Here is an 18769-nt window from a genome sequence, read left to right on the forward strand (position 1 = left end):
GGGGATTTATGAATAAGACTTGTCTCGCCTTAGTGTTACCTATGCTATTAACGGCCACCAGCAGTCAGGCGGTTGAGCTTTATAAAGATCAAAAAAATACATTAGATTTAACCGGTTGGTTGGGGTTTGCCGCCCTGAATGACAGCCACGATACCTCGGTTATCGACGATTCATCACGCTTAAGATTTAGCTTCGAGCGCAGTGAGAGAAACGGCTGGACCGCCTTCGCCACCACAGAATGGGGGATCAATATGGTCTCCAGCGACGATGGCCTAGTGATGCAAGGGGGCAAACTCGCTGCCGAAAAGACCGATGATTTTCTCTATAACCGCTTAGGTTATGTCGGCATGTCCCACGATGTCTGGGGGAGTTTGAGCTTTGGTAAACAATGGGGCGCCTATTACGATGTCGCCGGCACCACAGATTTACCTAACGTTTTCGCAGGTTACAGCGTTGGCGCTTACACCTTTGGCGATGGCGGCCTCACAGGCACTGGCCGTGCCGACTCCGCCTTTATTTACCGCAATAGTGTCGGCCCTGTGCAAATCGCCCTGCAATATGCCGCCAAAACCAATGGCGATGTCAGCTTAAAAAATGATGACGGCAGCGAGATGAATAACTCTGAGCTGAGTTTCGACAGCAGTTACGGCGCCAGTATCACCTATGCGGCAACCGACAAATTCAAGCTACTCGCAGGCTTTAACCGCGGTGATTTTGAAGGCCACTTAGGTAATACCCAAGTCGATGAAACCAATGAAATCATCGGTATTGGTGTCATGTATGGTGACTACTACCACTATGCCGAAGGACGCGAAGCCAGCGGTCTTTATGTGGGTTTTAACGCTCACCAAAGTAAGAGTAATGAACTGGTCAATGGTGATCTCTACGACGCCACTGGTGCCGAGTTGATGACAGCCTATCAATTCGACAACGGTTTTGTGCCTATGGTCGTGCTCAGTTATTTAGATTTAGACACTGATGCAACTACGCCTATCCAAGGTAAATGGACCCGCCAATTTGCCATGCTGGGACTGCACTATCGCTATAGCAACGATACCGTGATGTTTGCCGAAATGAAGCTAGATTTCAGTGATATGGATGATGCCGTACTTGAAGCGCAGGAAGACAACAGCTTCGCAGTCGGGATTAATTACTTCTTTTAAGGCTCAAGGGGATATTAACCAAGGTGGCTAAAGCGCTCATTCAACTTTGGCATTCCTTGGTCATATATAGCGAGACTATTTTAAGTAACAGTCTTCAGTGGCTGTTTTAATCACATGTTCAATTAACCATGTTTTGCAGGACAGGCAGCTCGCGTCATCGCTCATATGCGTGAGCTTATTTGAGGCTGAGGTGCGGCGCACGTTTCGTCTACAAACGCTCGCCGTAACACTCATTGGATGGTACCGCAGGCTTACCATTATCTCTACGCCACTCCAAGTCAATTTCTGGAGTGGTTTTTTTCAATGTCGAGCGGCTAGCTCCAGATTTGCTTCGACCTTCGGCGGCACTTATTAATACCGACGACTGTCGTTCAGCTACCCCTTCGCTTTAAAGGCTAATCTGCAACATCATGATAAAGCAGACAAGCCTCGCGTTAAGTTCCAATAACCAACTTATGCTTATGCTTCGCCATTTATCGCCTGAATACAGCGCTGTACCACCTCTTCGAAAGTGCCATCTATGCTCACTTGGATAACGTCAGCTTCATCGGTCGCAGGCATCTCCAGCGTGTCGAACTGACTCTTGAGTAGTTCAATCGGCATAAAGTGGGCTTTTCTGGCAAACATGCGTTCTTTGACTAATTCAAAATCACCATATAGATGAATAAACACCAGCTTACTGTTGTTCTGACGGATTAAGTCACGATACTGACGACGCAGCGCAGAGCAGACAATCACCCCCTGTTCACCTTTTTGTTCAATGCTATACACAGCATCGTTGATGCGCTCAAGCCAAGGAGCGCGATCGCTATCGTTAAGCGGTGAGCCAGATTTCATCTTGATAATATTGGCTCTAGGATGCAGATCATCACCATCGATAAATTTCGTCTCTAACGCCTTTGCGACCGCAGCACCAATCGAAGATTTGCCACAACTAGAGACGCCCATGAACACATAGCTATTGCCTTTTTTTCTCTCAGTCACTTTGTTAACCTCATGCCAATTCTCGAATTTAGTCACTTCCCACTCTATCATATTACGGGTAACATGTTACCGGTAACCTACAAAAATGTGGACAACTTAACTAACAAGGAAAAGTCCTCTTATGTCTGATATGTCATTGATTCTGACAGCGCTGGGTTCAATCGCCCTGCTACTGTTCTTAGTGATGAAAGTGAGATTACATGCAGTGGTATCACTGATACTGGTGTCGATCATTGCTGGCCTTTTCTCCGGCATGAACCCAGCCGATATCACCAATACTATTCAACAAGGTATGGGGGGAACACTTGGCTTTGTGGCGGTGGTGGTCGCTTTGGGGGCGATGTTTGGTCGCGTCATGGAAGAGACTGGTGCACTAGATCAGATAGCCCATACACTGCTGAATAAATTTGGTAACGACAAAGCCCACTGGGCGATGACCTTTACTGGCTTTATCTGTGCGCTACCCCTCTTCTTCGACGTTGCTGTGGTGCTGCTGATTGGCATCGCCTTTGCCGTGGTTCGTAAAGGGGGCGGCAGCGTCGTTAAAATTGGTATTTCACTGCTCGCGGGTATTGCTACCTGTCAGGCGTTTCTTATCCCTGCACCTGGGCCTATTTTGGTCGCTTCACAGCTCAATGCCGACTTTGGCTACATGATAGTCTTTGGTCTGCTGGCATCGATTCCGGCGATGATTCTAGGCGGTCCACTCTTTGCCAGTCTCATCTCGCAAAAAGTCCATGTTGAGCTACCAGCCCACGAGCAGCAAGAAAAAGGTGAACGAGAAGGTGGACCTATCCCCTCATTCGCGCTATCAATCAGTATTGTGATTTTTCCACTGCTGCTTATCGGTTTGAAGACGGTGGTGTCGCGCTTTATTGATGAAAAATCCGATCTGCATAATTGGCTCGCCTTGATAGGTCATCCCTTCACCGCCATTTTGCTGGCCTGTTTAATCGCATTCTATGTGCTGGGCGTGAGACGTAATATTCCCAATGACCGCATCATGGAAATCTGCAGCAGTGCGCTCCAACCTGCGGGGGTTATTATTCTCGTCACCGGTGCTGGCGGCGTGTTCAAGCAAGTGCTGATTGATTCGGGTGTCGGCGATGCGTTAGGGAATATGCTGGCAGGTTCGGGATTACCGATTGTGATACTGGCATTTATTTTGTCGGCGTCGGTGCGCGTGATCCAAGGGTCGGCAACCGTGGCTATGTTAACGGCTTGCGGCCTTATCATCCCGATACTTGAGCCATTGAACTTAGATGGTGCTCAATTGGCGGCGATTACGATTGCCATTGGCGGTGGTTCGATTGTGCTCTCGCACGTTAATGACTCAGGCTTCTGGCTCGCTAACCGTTTTCTTGGATTGTCAGAAAAACAAACGCTGCAAACCTGGACGGTAATGGAGACCATTATTGGCACGACGGGCGGCATAGTTGCAGTCATCATCTCTGCATTTCTCTAACGCTAGCCAGTGATCAAAAACATTAGACATTAGGCATTAGCCGTTAAGCGAAAGTTCAAGGGGAAGTCTACAATGTTTCCCCTAAATCAATACGATAGCCCAGATCGATAACCGATTCTGCTATCTCTTTGCCATTTAATCGGTCTAATAACTCAGTGGCAGCAATTCGACCGATCTCCTTTCTTGGGGTAATAATGCTCGCCAATTTTGGCGTCATGGATTGCCCTATATCATGGCCATGAAACCCTGCAACGCCTATTTGTTCTGGGATCTTGATGCCTTGTCTTTGACACTCAAATATCACCCCCGCAGCCAAATCATCGTTAGTGCAGAAAAAGCTATCCACATAGGGATATTTCGCTAAGGTTTGTTGCAATAACGACGCCCCCAAGGAAAACGATGAAGCCTCATTGGTGGTCATCGTCAAAGGTGTGAGCTTGGCTTCCTGCATCGCTAACTCGTAGCCTCGCATCTTAAGCTGAGTGCGAATATCCATGCGCGCGCCTAAGTAAGCAATGTGGCGATAGCCTTGTGCAATCATGGCCTTAACCATTTCGCATGCAGCCGCTGTGTTATCAAAACCCACACACTGTTGAATCGAAGGCGACACACTATCCATCATTTCGATGACCGGAATGCCCGCCGTTTCAATCATTCGCACGGTACGCGGCGTGTGGTAACTTTCGGATAAAAGTAAGCCATCAATATTGTAAGAAAGCAGTGATGCCACCCGCTCCTCTTCTAATTCTGCCTGATATCCGTAGTGAGCCAGCATGGTTTGATAACCGCGTTTGCCGGTCACATTCTCGATACCGCGCAGCACTTCGGCAAACACTTGGTTGGTTAACGACGGCACTAACACACCAATGGCGCGGCTGGTTGCTTGCGCCAAAATTTCCGGCGCGCGATTAGGAATATAACCTAAGGTTTCTAGTGCGATAGCTATCTTTTCTTGAGTGCTTTGCGCCACTCTTGTTGGATTTTTTAAATAGCGGCTCACCGTCATTTTGGTGACCCCAACTTGATCGGCAACGTCTTGAAGAGTGGGTCTACGCTTTTTATTCATAGTATCTAATGTTAGTTGACGAACCGCGGATATGGGTGAGATGTATAGCTAAAATATCGAATATAAACAAATAGTAGACATAAGCATCAGACGAGATTTTATAATAGTTCGCCCTGCGATACCAGTTAGGACTCTTTTATCGCGGCGCCGCTCATTGTAAGCATTTATCGGTAAAGATGATGAGGGGCTGATAACAAAAAGCTCAAGTGCTAGCCCGTATATACATTAACTTATTTCAGACTGAGCTAAGGCAAACATACTGGCAAAATTGTGGCGAAATCAAAAAGGATTGTAAAAAAGGAGAGTATTGCGGGATGATAGTGCTAGCTAGGCCGCTCCTAACTTATGTCTGGAGCGGCCTTTGTACATTATTGTGATAGCTAAAAGTGATTACTTAGCCTGTTGGCGACCTTGGGATGGCTTACCTGCTGGTTTACCACCACTTTTTGATGGATTGTTGCCTTTAGCACTACTTTTAGCCTGAGAGCCTCCGGCCTTAAAACCAGACTGCCCGAAGGGCGCTTTTGCTCCCGGACGGCTCGAATGTGCTCCGCTAGGTTTAGAACCCGTTGGCTTAGCGCCATTCGCTGCAGGTTTTCCACCTTTGCTGGCCGGTTTTGATTCCGCACCAACTTGAGCTTGCGCGCCGCCTTTAGCCGTACCTTTAGATTTGCCATCGCCCTTGCGATCATCGAATTGATTACCCGAGAAGCGCGTAAAGGCTTTTTGGCCTTGGTTAGCATCTTTCATCCACTTAGGTCCGCGCTCATTTCGACCTTCTGGCGGCACTAATTGATGTGGGCTATTACCAATCAAGTCTTCACGCCCCATGGCAGTTAACCCTTCACGGATCAATGGCCAACCCGCAGGATCGTGATAACGCAGCAATGCTTTATGCAAGCGACGTTGACGCCCTTTCTTCGGCACAGAGACCACTTCGCTGGTGTGCTTGACGTTTTTCAGCGAGTTTAACTCGGTATGATAAATCGTGGTCGCATTCGCCATCGGTGACGGATAGAAGTTCTGTACTTGGTCGAGCTTGAACTTACGTTCCTTCAACCACAGCGCTAAGTTCACCATATCTTCGTCGGTCGTGCCCGGATGCGCCGAAATAAAGTAAGGGATCAGGAACTGCTCTTTGCCCGCTTCCTTCGAAAACTTATCGAACAATTCTTTAAACTTATCGTAGGCGCCCATGCCAGGTTTCATCATCTTGCTGAGCGGACCTTCTTCCGTATGCTCAGGGGCGATTTTTAAGTAGCCGCCCACATGGTGCTGCACTAACTCTTTAACGTAAGCCGGATCTTCAATTGCCAAGTCGTAACGCACGCCAGAGGCGATCAATACTTTCTTGATGCCAGGTACCGCACGTGCCGCGCGGTACAGGTCGATAGTGTGTTTATGATCTGTGCCTAAGTGGCCGCAAATCGATGGGAACACACAAGAAAGACGGCGACAGGTTTTTTCGGCCTTTTCGCTAGTACAACCTAAACGATACATGTTGGCGGTTGGGCCGCCTAAATCGGAAATCACTCCAGTAAAGCCTGGCACTTTTTCCTGAATATCTTTGATTTCTTTAACAATCGACTCTTGTGAGCGACTCTGAATGATGCGGCCTTCATGTTCGGTAATCGAACAGAAAGAACAACCACCAAAGCAACCACGCATGATGTTGATAGAAGTCTTGATCATGTCATAGGCAGGGATTTTTTCCTTGCCATAGATAGGATGAGGAATGCGCTGGTAAGGTAAATCGAATACGGCATCCATCTCATCGGTATTAAGCGGCCATGCGGGCGGATTCACCCAAACGGCGCGATCACCATGGGGTTGGAATAACGCACGGGCACAACCTGGATTTTGCTCTTGGTGCAAAATCCGTGAAGCATGGGCATATAAATATTTGTCTTCAGAGACTTTTTCAAACGCGGGCAGCAGCACATAGGTTTTATCCCATGGCTTAGGTTTAGGCGGCTGAACGCTAATTGGCTTAGGGGCTTCGTTATCGAATATCTTTACATCCGACGGGCCAGACAAGTTAGCACAACCCACATCGTCGGCGCCGTAAGGATTCGGCAGCGGCTCTATCTTGTGCAGTTGGTCAATCTTGCGCGAGTCCATACCGCGCCATTCGGGCAGCGGCTCTTTACGGATAACCGCAGTGCCACGCACATCGTGCAGCGAGCTAATAGGTTCACCGGCAGCTAAGCGGCGTGCCACTTCAACTAAAGGACGCTCGGCATTGCCGTACATCAGAATGTCGGCCTTGGCATCGAAAATCACACTGCGACGCACTTTGTCCGACCAATAATCGTAATGGGCGATGCGGCGTAAACTGGCTTCAATACCGCCAATGATCACAGGCACATCTTTAAAGGCTTCTTTACAGCGCTGGGTGTACACAGTCACGGCGCGATCTGGGCGCTTACCGCCAATATCGCCCGCGGTATAAGCATCGTCAGAACGTAAGCGACGGTCAGCAGTGTAACGGTTGATCATCGAATCCATGTTGCCGGCGGTGACGCCAAAAAACAGGTTTGGACGACCCAATTGCATAAAGGCGTCTTTGCTCGACCAATCGGGCTGGGAAATAATGCCGACTCGGTAACCTTGGGCCTCTAACATACGGCCGATCACTGCCATGCCAAAGCTTGGGTGATCCACATAAGCGTCGCCTGTGACTATGATAATGTCACAGCTATCCCAGCCAAGCTTATCCATCTCCTTGCGGGACATAGGTAAGAAAGGCGCAGTGCTATCGCCTGTAGCCCAATACTTGGGATGACTAAAGAGTGTGGATTCAACTTGCATCGATTATGACCCGAAAACGTAATGTCAAATAAAGGCGTCACTGAAAATAAGTTACACCAATTTAGGGACGCGGAGTATAGCAGGCAACGAGGGATAAGTGCGATTAAAAAAACATCAATCAAGGCGTTTTCGGGGTATTTGAGCCTGAAGCCTAATACCCCTAAATCCGCTATGGATATGGCTTAGGGCGGATTCAACCGCCCAATCCCAAGCGTCTAGAGACCCTTTCCTAATCCTTGAACAAAATGCAGCAAATTCACCAATGCCAGACTGATGATCACTATCCAAGTGAGCAATACGCCCCAGAAACGTCCAAAATGGTAACCGCCTTGGCCTTGGGTTAAACCGATAGCATGGAGCAGGCGCGCCACTATCCACACAGTCCCAAAGCAGTGGAGATAAAATACGGGTAAGCCACCGGCTTCGGCCACCAGCATGAGAATCAATACGATAGGCGCATTTTCGATCAGGTTTACATGGACGCGATTCGCTAAGGCAAGCGCATTATTACCGCCATCCCCTAGGCCAATCTTGTGACTTTTTCTGACTTTCACCACTCGATAGGCTAAAGCGACGATTAATAGCCCAGTGAGGCTAGCGTAAAGACCCGTTACCATCAAAGACATATCTATTTCCCCTTATCAAAAAGCTGACTATAGCCCGAGCTGCAAAAATTCAGCAATTTATTTGTATTAAGGTTAAAAGCCGTTAACCTTTTATAGACAAGATAGGTTAATATGCGCGCGTTAATCCCTACAACTTTTTATACAGTGAAGACCCCGATTGGATAACGACGAGTTTATCGAAAAACGCAGATTTATCATAAAGCTAGGCAAGGCATTGCATAAGTTTGGCACACCCGCTTATCGCCTAGAAACCCACTTACAAACCGTTGCGCGCACCTTAGGTATCGAAGGCTACTTCCTTATCTCGCCAACTTCGATGACCTTCGTTTTACAACACGATACAGATCAAGAATATAACCATGCCGCTCGAGTAAAGCCCGGCGAACTCGATTTAGGTTCACTCGCCCGCACCGATGAATTAGTCGATGAATTAACTTCGGGCAAGCGCACTTTGGCCGAGGCCTTAGACCGCTTAGAAGAAATCGCCAACAAACCCAATCCCTATGGCCCAGTGTTAACTTGTTTTTCATTTGGTACTTCTGCCGCCGCCTTTGCCATGTTGATGGGCACAGGTTGGAACGATGTATTTTGGTCGGGGTTATTAGGCTTATTTGTCTATGGCTTGGTATACCGCGCCGAACGCTCGGCACGCATGGCCGAAGTGCTCGAACCCTTCGCCACCATTCTTTGCGCCATCGCCGCCTGCGGCATAGCGCGTATCGATCCCAACATTAATATCCCGGTGGTGATCCTCTCCTCGATCATTATTTTTATTCCCGGCTTAGCGTTAACCTTAGGTCTAGCTGAACTTGCCGCGCGGGATTTGATTTCCGGCACGGCGCGCATCATGGATGCGATTATGCAATTGTTTAAACTGTACTTTGGTGCAGTGCTCGGCATGGCGATTGGTAAAGCCGTGTTTGGCGAAGCGATTCATATCGAGCCAGAAGGGTTGCCGCGCTGGGCAATTTGGTCGGCGGTGCCGATTTTATCTATGGCGTTAGTGTTTATCTTCAAGGCCCGGATGCAAGATTCACCTTGGGGCGTATTAGCTGGAATTGTGGCGTTTTTCTCGGCCATGCTCGGCGGACATTATTTTGGTGATTCGGTGGGCATTTTCTTTGGCGCCTTGGCTGTCGGGATTTACTCCAACCTCTTCGCCCGCTGGATGAAAGCTCCCGCCTCCATCGCCCTGTTGCAAGGCATAGTGATCTTAGTGCCCGGCAGTAAAACCTATATCGGACTCAATGCCTTAATCTCAGGTGAGACCATGCTCAATCAGTCCCATATTGGCTCACAAATCTTTTTAATTTTTATGTCGCTGATCGCAGGATTGATTTTTGCCAACGTCGCCGTCCCGCCAAGGCGAACATTGTAACAATTGTGAATTCGGCTGGAGCCCGCGCCCAGCCGCCACCTTAAGTTAACCTTAAGTAAAATCAGAAACTTATTAAAATGTTTTCTTGACTAACACCCGCTTTCCATGTGTTATTAAATTGTGAATTGCAGAGTGAAATTGTTTTCGCTGCAGTCGTCAATTTCATGGGAGTGGCCTTTTATGCAGAAATTCATTCAGTATGCATGCATCCTACCTTGTTGTGTTGGCAGCCTAATCAGTGCTGCCCAAGCAGAAGACGCTAAGCTCGCCGATCCCGCAACAAAGGCTCAAGAAACCAAAAAAGTCAGCAAGATAGTCGTAGTTAACAATCCTATTTTTGATGAATCCGATCCCGATGCTTTTTTCATCCACCGCTGGGCGAACGCTTTACACATCAACACCAAAGAATATGTGGTGCTCGATAAACTGACCTTCGGCGAAAATGATACTGTCGCCCGGAAAGACCTCGACGAATCGCAACGACTGTTGCGGGCGGTGCCCTATATCCGCGACGCCAAAATTTATGTCGCCGAAAAAGATCCCCTCGCCGATACCGATCCCACGGTTGAGTCCGTTGTCGTCGAAACCTGGGATAACTGGTCATTATTACCCACTGCTAGCCTGAGCAGTTCAGGTGGCGACACTCGTTATTCTTTTGGTGTTAAAGAAGACAACTTACTCGGAACAGGTATCCGCACTCGACTCAAGTACCAGTCCAACGAATCCCGTAATGGCTACAAATTTGCGTTCGAAGCTCCGCTGAGCATTATCGAGCACGGCACGGTTGCCGCCGAGTTTTACGACAATAGCGACGGCCAAGCTAAGCACGTTTATGTGAGTAAGCCTTTCTATTCTCTCGATACCAATACCATGTATTCGGCGGAGTTTTTAGACGATAACCGGATTGATACCCTGAGGCAAAATGGGCAAGAGATAAATGAATTCGAACACACAGTCGACTATCTTAATCTGCAATATGGCTGGTTAATTAATAAGAACAGTGAGCATCTTTCTCGCTTTATTACCGGGGTCACCCAAGATAAACACGAGTTTGCCAATTCAGATCTCTACCCCAATTCGATGCTGCCTCAAGACAGGGACTTTATGTACCCTTGGGTCGCCTACGAGTTTATCCAAGATGATTTCCATGTACTGAATAACGTTCACCTGATCACCAACAACGAAGACTTTAACTTAGGCTGGCATCACTATGTGCAACTCGGCATAGAAACCAATGACATAGGCGATAACAATCCTGTCGGCTACCACGTCAATTGGCAAAGTACTGGCGGCTATAAGTTCGACGACCAACTGTGGCTGTTAGAAATGGGCGGCACTAGCACAATCGGTACAACCCAAAAAGACACTTACAAGGTCGATGTCCAAGCCGAGTACTTCTATCAAATCAATCCGAAGTGGACAGCCTACGGCAAAGCATGGGCCAGCCTTTCACAGAACACTTATCTGGATCTGACCAAAGGGCTGGGGGATGAAACTGGCGTGCGCGGTTATCCAAACGAATACCAACAAGGGGACAATCAGTGGTTATTGACCGCCGAGATACGTAATTACCCCAACATCAACTTATACCAATTGGCTGAATTGGGCTGGGCCGTCTTTACTGATTTGGGTCAAGCTTCCGGCGGCCAGTTTGCCGAGAATAATGAAGTCAGTGGCCCACTGGGCAGCATAGGTATAGGCGCGCGGATTTATTCCTCACGCTCCAGCTATGGCAACGTCGCCCATATCGATTTTTCGATTCCTTACACGGGCGGCGAGTCAGTGAACAGTTGGGAATGGCGATTCCTAGTGAAACGCAGTTTTTAGCGGCTGATTTACGTATGACGAATAAGGTTGGGCGCTGAGTTAAAGCGCATTGATAAGATGTTGATCTACAAAGTCATGCAGGTTAGCCCTACAAAACCAAACGCTAACCGTCCAGAGAATAACTGGGCAGTTAGAGTTTGGTCATCCAACGCAGACCGAAGGTACTACGCAGCAGTTTTACTGTGCTGTTGTGGCGCATTTGAAACAGACAACCCAAGCTAAAACTGACAATAAGGCCGGGAGTCGAACCGATGAAAGCACGACCGCTTTGCGCTAGTTGTTGTTTCCTCACCTGCAATAACTCATGCTGCAGCTGACCTTGTTCTGTCAGTACAGTGAGCTTCAATTGCTGTTTTTTCAGTAACTGTTGCACTAGCATTGTTGATCTTCCTGTTGTTTATTGGCTGAGTGTCGAGTAGAAAACAACAGCCGTAACTGCTGCCAAGTCTTTGAAAAACCCGCTTGCGACAGCACATAGCTCAGACTACGCCAACACCAAATCAATAACACAAACTGCAATACCACTAACGCGCTCGCGGTAATCAACAGCGAGCCGCTCAGTTGAAACAGCAAATAACCCAGCAACAACAAGATACTGCCCCAGAATAGGGTAATACCCGTCCCAAAACAGACGACCAAAGCCGCAGCAACAATCAAGCTGCGACCCGTTAACTGCCATTCTGCCGTTGCTATTTTCCCTGCCAAATTTAACTGATTGATATAGGCTTGCTTCACCGAGCTGCTCAGTGCCGCTATCTCAGCCAATTGCTCAATGGCCTGATCAACCACTTTATTCTGGGCAGCTGATGCGGGCTGCCCAGTGGATTCAGCATGCTGGACAGGTCTTTGCTCTGGCGCCTCTGACTGTGCACGGTTTTGCATAACCCCACCTTAGCGACGGCGTAACAAGGCCGTCAACACTACACCAGCAGCAAACGCTATCCCGGCTGTGGCCAGAGGATTCTGCGCTGCCAGCTCACGGGTTTTACTGTAAGAGCTTTGCAGTTGCTGTTTGATTTCCTCTTGCTTGTGCGCCAGTGTTTCCTGCGAGCTAGCGGCGGTTTTACGCAAAGTATCCTCTGCAACAGCGGCTTTCTCTGCCACAGCGTCAACGGCATGATGCGTCACTTCGCTGGCTTTCGCTGTGGTTGGCGAATTTAACGCGCCGTTATCTTTACTGTTAGTTTGTTCTGTTACACTTTTTGAACTAGCCATTAGCAGACTCCTTGATGAACTGAGTGCAATGCAACAAAATGCTGCACTTTGCATATAAACCAATGCAATGGCTAAGCCAATCGATATAAGCAAACAAAAACAAAGATTTATATTTAAACACTGTATATCCGTGCCCTCAGTTAACGGTAGATGTTACCTACATAGGGTAATTTTTACCTGCAGCGAAGGATGATAAAGAGAGCGACAGAACAGACAACTAAATAGGATATAGATTGGATACGGACGGGGAATTCAATACTTTGATTTTTAATAATTTAAAAAGTAACGGTCACTTAAAACTGCAACAGTTAAAAAAACAAAAAGCCCGTTTGTCATTACGACAAACGGGCTTTCTATTGAATGAGGTGAGTTGGCCGATAAGCCGGGTCCTGTCTTGGACAGTCATTCATCTAGGCCTGCAATCGCTCACAGGCTCAAGCGACCTACCCGGTTCCAACGCGAGCCACGCCATACGGAACCCTATTTGGTCTTGCTCCGGGTGGAGTTTACCTTGCTACGAACTATTGCTAGCCGCACGGTGCGCTCTTACCGCACCCTTTCACCCTTACCGACCTGATAAATCAGGCAGGCGGTCTACTCTCTGTTGCACTTGTCGTCGGTTCACACCGCCCAGGCGTTACCTGGCACCCCGCTCTTTGGAGCCCGGACTTTCCTCCCCGTTCTTGCGAACGCGGCGACTGTCTGGCCAACTCGGCGCGGATTATAGCCTAAGCCACCCTGATGCACCACAGATAATCCGCTCGCGGCCGTTTTAGCGCTTATAAATCAGACTCTAGGCCGTATTTATACAAGGCATTCTTTTTAAGTCCATGAATTTGCGCGGCAATTGCAGCGGCTTTCTTCAATGGCAATTCTTCACATAAGAGTTTGAGCGTGTTGATGGCAACCGTGGGAATCGCTTCGTCATCACTTAAATGGTAACCATGCACCATAAGAACGATTTCACCCTTCTGCTGATTTAGGTCAGTGCTTACTTTAGCGAGCACTTCTGACACAGGGCCAGATAAAAAGGTTTCGAAGGTTTTGGTCACTTCACGCGCCATCACCACATGGCGATCACCGCCCAGCACTTCGACCATAGTCGTTAAGCTATGCTCGATGCGGTGTGGTGATTCGTAAAAAATCAGCGTGCGCGGATCTTCTTTCAGTGCCAATAACTTATCGGCGCGGGCTTTTTCTTTTGAGGGCAGAAATCCTTCAAAAGTAAAACGGTCCGATGGCAAACCCGAGGCGCTTAAGGCAGTAATCGCCGCGCAAGGGCCCGGCAATGGGATCACATTAAACCCAGATTGGCGCACATGTGAGACTAAGTGGTAGCCAGGATCGGAAATCAACGGCGTACCCGCATCGGAAATTAATGCTATCGACTGACCCGCTGCAAGCTGATCCACAATCCACTGGGCACGCGCACGCTCGTTGTGGTCATGCAAGGCCGTGGTTTTAGTGGTAATGCCGAAGTGGCTCAACAACTTACCGCTGTGGCGAGTGTCTTCACAGGCGATCAATGAAACCTGATTCAGCACCTCTATTGCCCGTGAGCTCATATCGCCCAAATTACCTATGGGAGTAGGAACTATGTAGAGTGCGACGCTTTGGTCCATATATACCTCTGTAATGACAGTGCCAAGACTTTCGTCAAGCGCGAGAGAAGGTTAAACTAGAGGCCGCATCTTACCAGAGTGAAGCCCAGTGTTAAAAAGCCTGAATACAACTAAGTTCGTTTCCGTGGCCATTTTATCGGTAATCTTGGCGGGTTGTGGTGTTTCATCGCCCAATTCCACTGGAACAACCGCCACATTGGCTACCTCATTAGCATCCGCACCTTTGGCGGCAAATGTCTATTTGGCGCAAGCGGCCAATAGTAAAGATCCGCAGCAGCGCGATACTAATCTGCTGCTAGCAGCCCATGCCTATATTAATGCCAATGACTATGCCGCGGCGCAGAAGCTGCTTAAATCGATACAGCCGAGCTTAACTCAGAGCCCAACATTACTGGCCGAACATAAATACTTAACTGCACGCGTACTTGAACACACGTCCACCTACAGTGATGCCCTTAAAACCTTAAATTATCCAAGTAATTGGAGCCTGCCAAGCTGGCAGATGACGGCCTATCACCAGTTCAAAGCGCATTTATATCAATTGAATAAACAGCCAATTGAACAAGTACGCGAGTTGAGTTTACTGACTACTTACTTGCCACCCGCCCAAGCCAACGAAGTGAATAACACCATTTGGCAAGTGCTGCAGCCGATGCACGAACAAACGATAAAGACGTTTACCCAAGATGCTAAAAGTCCAGTGTTTGCAGGCTGGTTACAACTGGCTTATATCGCTAAGCATTATGCCGTCGATCCCACCCAGTTAGTGCGCCACTTAGGTGAATGGCAAAAGCAGAACCCTTATCACCCAGCTGCGGCAAAATTGCCTGCCGATTTAGACAGAGCCCTCAACGCTAAGCCTTTTACACCGAAAAACATTGCCGTGCTGTTGCCGCTGACGGGCCCAAGAGCGAACGCCGCCAATGCGATTCGCCAAGGCATATTAGCCAGCTATATGGCGAAGCAAAACGATAAAGTCGCAGTGAATTTTTACGATACGGCCAATGATGCGGCGAGTGCGTATCAACAGGCGCTGATGGCGGGAGCCGAGTTTATTATAGGCCCATTACTGCCGACTGAAATCGAACAACTACAAGTGATGAATGCGGCAAATACTGCCGCCACTAATGCGCAGGCCAATGCTGCCAACCCAGACAAAACGGCCAATACGGTTGCTGCAGCTCCTGCGGTGCCTGTACCACAACTCTTTTTGAATCAAGTTGATAAGTTCACCCCCGATCCAAACAAATTCTACTTTGCGCTATCGCCAGCCCAAGAAGCAGCCGATGCCGCCGAGCATTTATATCAAGATGGCGTCACTATGCCATTGCTGCTTGCCAGCAATGATGCCCTTGGCAAACGTATGGCCGAGAGCTTTATTCAAGCGTGGAAAAAGAAGAGCGATAACGTCGTCGAAGTCTATTACTACGATGGCGGCGACCAAATGAAAACCACAGTGCAAGATGCCCTTGGCGTGCGTGATAGCCAAGCCCGTATCGCACGCATCAAGGAGCTGCTGGGTAACTCAGTGCAGGCTGACTTCCGCTCACGCCAAGATATTGATGCCATTTATATGATTTCAACGCCGCAGGATCTGACTCTGCTCAAGGCCTTTATCGACGTTAACTTCAGCGTGTTCACTCAACCTGTGCCCCTGTATACCTCAAGCCGCAGCCGAGTTGAGAACGAAAGCACACAAACGGCGCAGGATTTAAATAACCTCACCCTCAGCGATGCCCCTTGGCTGATGCAAAACGGCGAAGAAAACCTAATGGTTAACACACTATTTTCGGGCTGGAATAACAGTCAGAAACGTTTGTTTGTTATGGGTTATGATGCGATGGACTTGATCGGCCGTTTAGCACAAATGCGCTCATTTACGGGTTACCAATTCAATGGCCGCAGCGGCGCTTTATCGGTTAGTCAAGATGGCATAGTAAACCGTCAATTAAGCTGGGGACGTTACCAAAGAGGCAGCTTCCGCCAGCTATGACACTCGGACAGCAGGCAGAAGCGCACGCACAACGTTACCTTGAACAGCAAGGGTTAACTTTTGTCGAACGTAATGTCCGCTATCCGTTTGGGGAAATTGATTTGATCATGCGCCATAAAAGCCATTGGGTATTTGTTGAAGTGAAGTATCGCTCGGCAACCCAATATGGCGGCGCATTACAGGCTTTAAGCGCGGCGCAAATCACGCGGATTCGCAAAGCGGCCAACCATTATTTGCAACTCAATAGACTCGATGTGCCCTGTCGTTTCGATGTCATCGCCATGGAAGCCGATCAAATTCATTGGCTCGTCGATGCCTTTTAAGCGCCAATAGTGCGAGAGTAGCGACACAAATTATTTTTAACGTCTGTGCCTCAACACGCTTGTGGAAATATGGCATGATAGCAACACTTTATCCTGAAAGGATTTATCCATGTTAGAACGCATTAAAGACAGCTTTACTGAATCTATCCAGACAAAAATCGATGCAGCCGAAGCACTGCCAGAATCAATCGCCAAAGCGGCCGAGATGATGGTGCACTGTCTTTTGGGTGGCAATAAAATCCTTGCTTGCGGTAACGGCGGCAGTGCTGGCGATGCACAACATTTCTCAGCCGAACTGCTAAACCGCTACGAGATTGAACGTCCACCCTTACCGGCCATCGCCCTGTCTACTGACACTTCAACCATTACAGCTATCGCCAACGACTATAGCTATGATGAGATTTTCTCAAAACAGATTTTTGCCTTAGGTCAACCGGGCGACATTCTGCTGGCAATCTCCACCAGCGGTAACTCAGGTAACGTGATTAAAGCCATGGAAGCCGCATTAAGCCGCGACATGACGATCGTTGCACTAACGGGTAAAGATGGCGGCGCTATGGCAGGCCTGTTGAGCGTGGGCGATGTGGAAATCCGCGTGCCTTCAAACGTCACCGCACGTATTCAAGAAGTGCACTTACTGGTGATCCACTGCCTGTGTGACAACATTGACCGCACACTCTTCCCGCAGGACGAGCAGCAATGAGACACGCTGCCCCGCTGTTAATGGTTTGCTTGCTGCTACAAGGCTGCGCCGGTGCCGTTATGGTGGGCGCAGTGAGTGGCGCTATGATGGCCAACGATGAGCGTACTGTTAAGACACAGATTGATGATACTAATACGGATTTTAGGATCACTAGTGCGCTACTAGAGCAAGAAGATCTTAAAAAACAAACTAATATCACTGGTGTGTCCGTCAATGGCAATGTGCTTATGATAGGCCAAGCCCCTAACTCTACGTTAAGGGATAAAGCCATCAAGGTCGTACAAGATCTTAAGCTAGGCGGCAAGATCCACAATCAGATCCGCATTGGCAACCCAACTTCTTTCACCACACGCAGCAACGACACTTGGATCACCACCAAAGTGAAGGGCCGCATGCTAAACGAGAAAGATTTGGATATGACTCGCATTAAAGTCATCACTGAAAATGGTGAAGTCTTCTTGCTCGGCGTGATCCATCGCTCGCAAGCAGACTTAGCCGTTGATATCGCCCGCAATACAGCAGGCGTGCGTAAAGTGGTAAGAGTATTTGAATATACAGAGTGATTTTACAATTTGAGCAGGTTGTAATTTGAGCGTAGTGGAAGTTAAGCCTAAGTCGCGAGTCAACTCGTACACTTAGGCTTAAACGCTCACCATTATTTCCCCGCTAGCGTATCCGCTATCTTAGGTGTCGATTTTGATAACAACGACCCTAGCCAAGGTAAAAACAACGAAGGCAACACAATCAAAGCGGCGCCAAGCCAGCTTAAATTATCCAACCATTCATCAAACAACAACCAGCCTAAAAAGACGATAAATAACAAGCCACTATATTCTGCAATCGCGATATCGCTCGCCTGTGCTTTACGGTAGGCCAGCACACAGAACCAGTGATATACAAGTAAGAATACGTTGCTCAGCAATGCCACGCCCACCAGCTCCCAACTCAAACCTTCAATGCCCTGAAACGCCGCAATCACTAACGTCGCCGGAATACCCAGCAAGTTATACAACATCAGCGTTAATACGGGATGTTCAGCATAGGGCACTTTTTTCAGCGCTAACTGATTCACCGCAAAGGTAAAAGCCGAAAATAGCACAGCAATGCCATACCAATTCATTTCACTCGGTCGCAGGATAATCAAAATACCGACAAAACCTAAGCCTGTGCAGATGGTCTGGGCGGCTGTGATCCGCTCTCTCAGGAAAAAATACCCCATCAAGATGATCATCAAAGGCGCCGAATAAAACAACGAGCTAACCGTCGCGAGTGGCAATGCCATCAAGCCAATAATTAAAAAAAGCGCGCCAACTGAGCCTATGTTGGCACGCCAAAGGTGAACTGAAATATGTGTTGTCATTGGCCGCTGTGAATACAGCCACACTGGCAACAGCATAAAGACTGAGGAGATTTGCCTGACAAGGAGGAAAGTCGAGGCATTTGCATCGTCCGGCAACCACTTGATCGACACATCATAGAAGGCACTGAATAGATTACCTACTATCAATAAAATCAAACCGATAACAACTGGGCGTTGCATTTTTTAACATCCATAAATCTCAATGGCGGCATGATAATCCTCGCAAAACTTAA

The 18769-nt window shown here is 48.3% G+C and carries 17 protein-coding genes and 1 other RNA gene; 8 read left to right on the plus strand and 10 right to left on the minus strand.

Annotated elements, in window-relative coordinates; genetic code table 11:
• Positions 1-8 precede the first annotated feature (8 nt).
• Positions 9-1163, plus strand: coding sequence for a porin (locus tag KV201_RS19240; RefSeq protein WP_226060244.1), 1155 nt, complete (start codon positions 9-11; stop codon positions 1161-1163).
• A 459-nt stretch (positions 1164-1622) separates the two neighbouring features.
• Here KV201_RS19240 and KV201_RS19245 read toward each other — a convergent pair whose 3' ends face one another.
• Positions 1623-2183 carry a gluconokinase gene (locus KV201_RS19245; protein WP_226060245.1) on the minus strand — a complete coding sequence of 187 codons (561 nt, stop codon included), beginning with the start codon at positions 2181-2183 and terminating at the stop codon, positions 1623-1625.
• 85 nt (positions 2184-2268) lie between these two features.
• Between KV201_RS19245 and gntU the strand changes: the two genes are divergently transcribed.
• Positions 2269-3612 (plus strand): gluconate transporter, encoded by a 1344-nt coding sequence (gene gntU / locus KV201_RS19250; RefSeq protein WP_006083518.1) that lies wholly within the window; start codon positions 2269-2271, stop codon positions 3610-3612.
• A gap of 67 nt (positions 3613-3679) precedes the next feature.
• Here gntU and gntR read toward each other — a convergent pair whose 3' ends face one another.
• From gntR to KV201_RS19265, 3 genes are all read right to left on the minus strand, one after another.
• Positions 3680-4678 (minus strand): gluconate operon transcriptional repressor GntR, encoded by a 999-nt coding sequence (gene gntR / locus KV201_RS19255; protein ID WP_107946279.1) that lies wholly within the window; start codon positions 4676-4678, stop codon positions 3680-3682.
• A gap of 390 nt (positions 4679-5068) precedes the next feature.
• A complete protein-coding gene (locus KV201_RS19260; RefSeq protein WP_107946278.1) occupies positions 5069-7489 on the minus strand; it encodes a YgiQ family radical SAM protein in 2421 nt (806 codons plus the stop codon).
• A 215-nt stretch (positions 7490-7704) separates the two neighbouring features.
• Positions 7705-8115: an MAPEG family protein gene (locus KV201_RS19265; protein ID WP_226060246.1), complete on the minus strand. Its 411-nt coding sequence runs from the start codon at positions 8113-8115 to the stop codon at positions 7705-7707.
• Positions 8116-8272: 157 nt separating this feature from the next.
• On the opposite strand from KV201_RS19265, the gene KV201_RS19270 reads away from it, so the two are divergent.
• Both KV201_RS19270 and KV201_RS19275 read left to right on the plus strand, forming a co-directional pair.
• Entirely contained in the window at positions 8273-9493 is a 1221-nt protein-coding gene (locus KV201_RS19270) for a threonine/serine exporter ThrE family protein (protein WP_006083522.1), read from the plus strand.
• Between the two features lie 180 nt (positions 9494-9673).
• A complete protein-coding gene (locus tag KV201_RS19275) occupies positions 9674-11320 on the plus strand; it encodes a hypothetical protein (RefSeq protein WP_226060247.1) in 1647 nt (548 codons plus the stop codon).
• Between the two features lie 130 nt (positions 11321-11450).
• Here KV201_RS19275 and KV201_RS19280 read toward each other — a convergent pair whose 3' ends face one another.
• From KV201_RS19280 to rsmI, 5 genes are all read right to left on the minus strand, one after another.
• Positions 11451-11699 carry a hypothetical protein gene (locus KV201_RS19280; protein WP_011848121.1) on the minus strand — a complete coding sequence of 83 codons (249 nt, stop codon included), beginning with the start codon at positions 11697-11699 and terminating at the stop codon, positions 11451-11453.
• Positions 11693-12202: a hypothetical protein gene (locus KV201_RS19285; RefSeq protein ID WP_226060248.1), complete on the minus strand. Its 510-nt coding sequence runs from the start codon at positions 12200-12202 to the stop codon at positions 11693-11695. Before KV201_RS19285 ends, KV201_RS19280 begins: the two co-directional genes overlap by 7 nt.
• A gap of 9 nt (positions 12203-12211) precedes the next feature.
• Positions 12212-12535 (minus strand): DUF883 C-terminal domain-containing protein, encoded by a 324-nt coding sequence (locus tag KV201_RS19290; RefSeq protein WP_006083526.1) that lies wholly within the window; start codon positions 12533-12535, stop codon positions 12212-12214.
• A 362-nt stretch (positions 12536-12897) separates the two neighbouring features.
• Positions 12898-13249: RNase P RNA component class A (gene rnpB, locus KV201_RS19295), an RNA gene on the minus strand.
• A 65-nt stretch (positions 13250-13314) separates the two neighbouring features.
• The gene (rsmI, locus tag KV201_RS19300; RefSeq protein WP_006083527.1) at positions 13315-14157 is read right to left on the minus strand and encodes a 16S rRNA (cytidine(1402)-2'-O)-methyltransferase; all 843 of its coding nucleotides are present in this window, start codon (positions 14155-14157) and stop codon (positions 13315-13317) included.
• Positions 14158-14245: 88 nt separating this feature from the next.
• On the opposite strand from rsmI, the gene KV201_RS19305 reads away from it, so the two are divergent.
• The 4 genes from KV201_RS19305 (at position 14246) to dolP (ending at position 17739) form a co-directional block, all read left to right on the plus strand.
• A complete protein-coding gene (locus KV201_RS19305; RefSeq protein WP_226060249.1) occupies positions 14246-16150 on the plus strand; it encodes a penicillin-binding protein activator in 1905 nt (634 codons plus the stop codon).
• The gene (locus KV201_RS19310) at positions 16147-16473 is read left to right on the plus strand and encodes a YraN family protein (protein ID WP_006084496.1); all 327 of its coding nucleotides are present in this window, start codon (positions 16147-16149) and stop codon (positions 16471-16473) included. The genes KV201_RS19305 and KV201_RS19310 overlap by 4 nt, the downstream gene beginning before the upstream one ends.
• Before the next feature lie 109 nt (positions 16474-16582).
• Complete coding sequence (locus tag KV201_RS19315) at positions 16583-17176, plus strand: phosphoheptose isomerase (protein ID WP_006083530.1); 594 nt, start codon at positions 16583-16585, stop codon at positions 17174-17176.
• Entirely contained in the window at positions 17173-17739 is a 567-nt protein-coding gene (gene dolP / locus KV201_RS19320; protein ID WP_006083531.1) for a division/outer membrane stress-associated lipid-binding lipoprotein, read from the plus strand. The genes KV201_RS19315 and dolP overlap by 4 nt, the downstream gene beginning before the upstream one ends.
• 92 nt (positions 17740-17831) lie before the next feature.
• Here the strand turns inward: dolP and KV201_RS19325 are convergent, their stop codons facing one another.
• Complete coding sequence (locus KV201_RS19325; protein WP_226060250.1) at positions 17832-18716, minus strand: DMT family transporter; 885 nt, start codon at positions 18714-18716, stop codon at positions 17832-17834.
• Between the last annotated feature and the right edge of the window lie 53 nt (positions 18717-18769).

The organism is Shewanella sp. SR1, from assembly GCF_020447145.1.
GTDB lineage: Bacteria > Pseudomonadota > Gammaproteobacteria > Enterobacterales > Shewanellaceae > Shewanella > Shewanella baltica.

What these genes read in the sequence shown, in the direction of transcription:
- KV201_RS19240 (WP_226060244.1), top strand. Translation starts at nt 9, where the DNA reads ATGAATAAGACTTGTCTCGCCTTAGTGTTACCTATGCTATTAACGGCC.
- gntU (WP_006083518.1), top strand. Translation starts at nt 2,269, where the DNA reads ATGTCTGATATGTCATTGATTCTGACAGCGCTGGGTTCAATCGCCCTG.
- gntR (WP_107946279.1), bottom strand. Translation starts at nt 4,678, where the DNA reads ATGAATAAAAAGCGTAGACCCACTCTTCAAGACGTTGCCGATCAAGTT.
- KV201_RS19260 (WP_107946278.1), bottom strand. Translation starts at nt 7,489, where the DNA reads ATGCAAGTTGAATCCACACTCTTTAGTCATCCCAAGTATTGGGCTACA.
- KV201_RS19265 (WP_226060246.1), bottom strand. Translation starts at nt 8,115, where the DNA reads ATGTCTTTGATGGTAACGGGTCTTTACGCTAGCCTCACTGGGCTATTA.
- KV201_RS19275 (WP_226060247.1), top strand. Translation starts at nt 9,674, where the DNA reads ATGCAGAAATTCATTCAGTATGCATGCATCCTACCTTGTTGTGTTGGC.
- KV201_RS19280 (WP_011848121.1), bottom strand. Translation starts at nt 11,699, where the DNA reads ATGCTAGTGCAACAGTTACTGAAAAAACAGCAATTGAAGCTCACTGTA.
- KV201_RS19285 (WP_226060248.1), bottom strand. Translation starts at nt 12,202, where the DNA reads ATGCAAAACCGTGCACAGTCAGAGGCGCCAGAGCAAAGACCTGTCCAG.
- KV201_RS19290 (WP_006083526.1), bottom strand. Translation starts at nt 12,535, where the DNA reads ATGGCTAGTTCAAAAAGTGTAACAGAACAAACTAACAGTAAAGATAAC.
- rsmI (WP_006083527.1), bottom strand. Translation starts at nt 14,157, where the DNA reads ATGGACCAAAGCGTCGCACTCTACATAGTTCCTACTCCCATAGGTAAT.
- KV201_RS19310 (WP_006084496.1), top strand. Translation starts at nt 16,147, where the DNA reads ATGACACTCGGACAGCAGGCAGAAGCGCACGCACAACGTTACCTTGAA.
- KV201_RS19315 (WP_006083530.1), top strand. Translation starts at nt 16,583, where the DNA reads ATGTTAGAACGCATTAAAGACAGCTTTACTGAATCTATCCAGACAAAA.
- dolP (WP_006083531.1), top strand. Translation starts at nt 17,173, where the DNA reads ATGAGACACGCTGCCCCGCTGTTAATGGTTTGCTTGCTGCTACAAGGC.
- KV201_RS19325 (WP_226060250.1), bottom strand. Translation starts at nt 18,716, where the DNA reads ATGCAACGCCCAGTTGTTATCGGTTTGATTTTATTGATAGTAGGTAAT.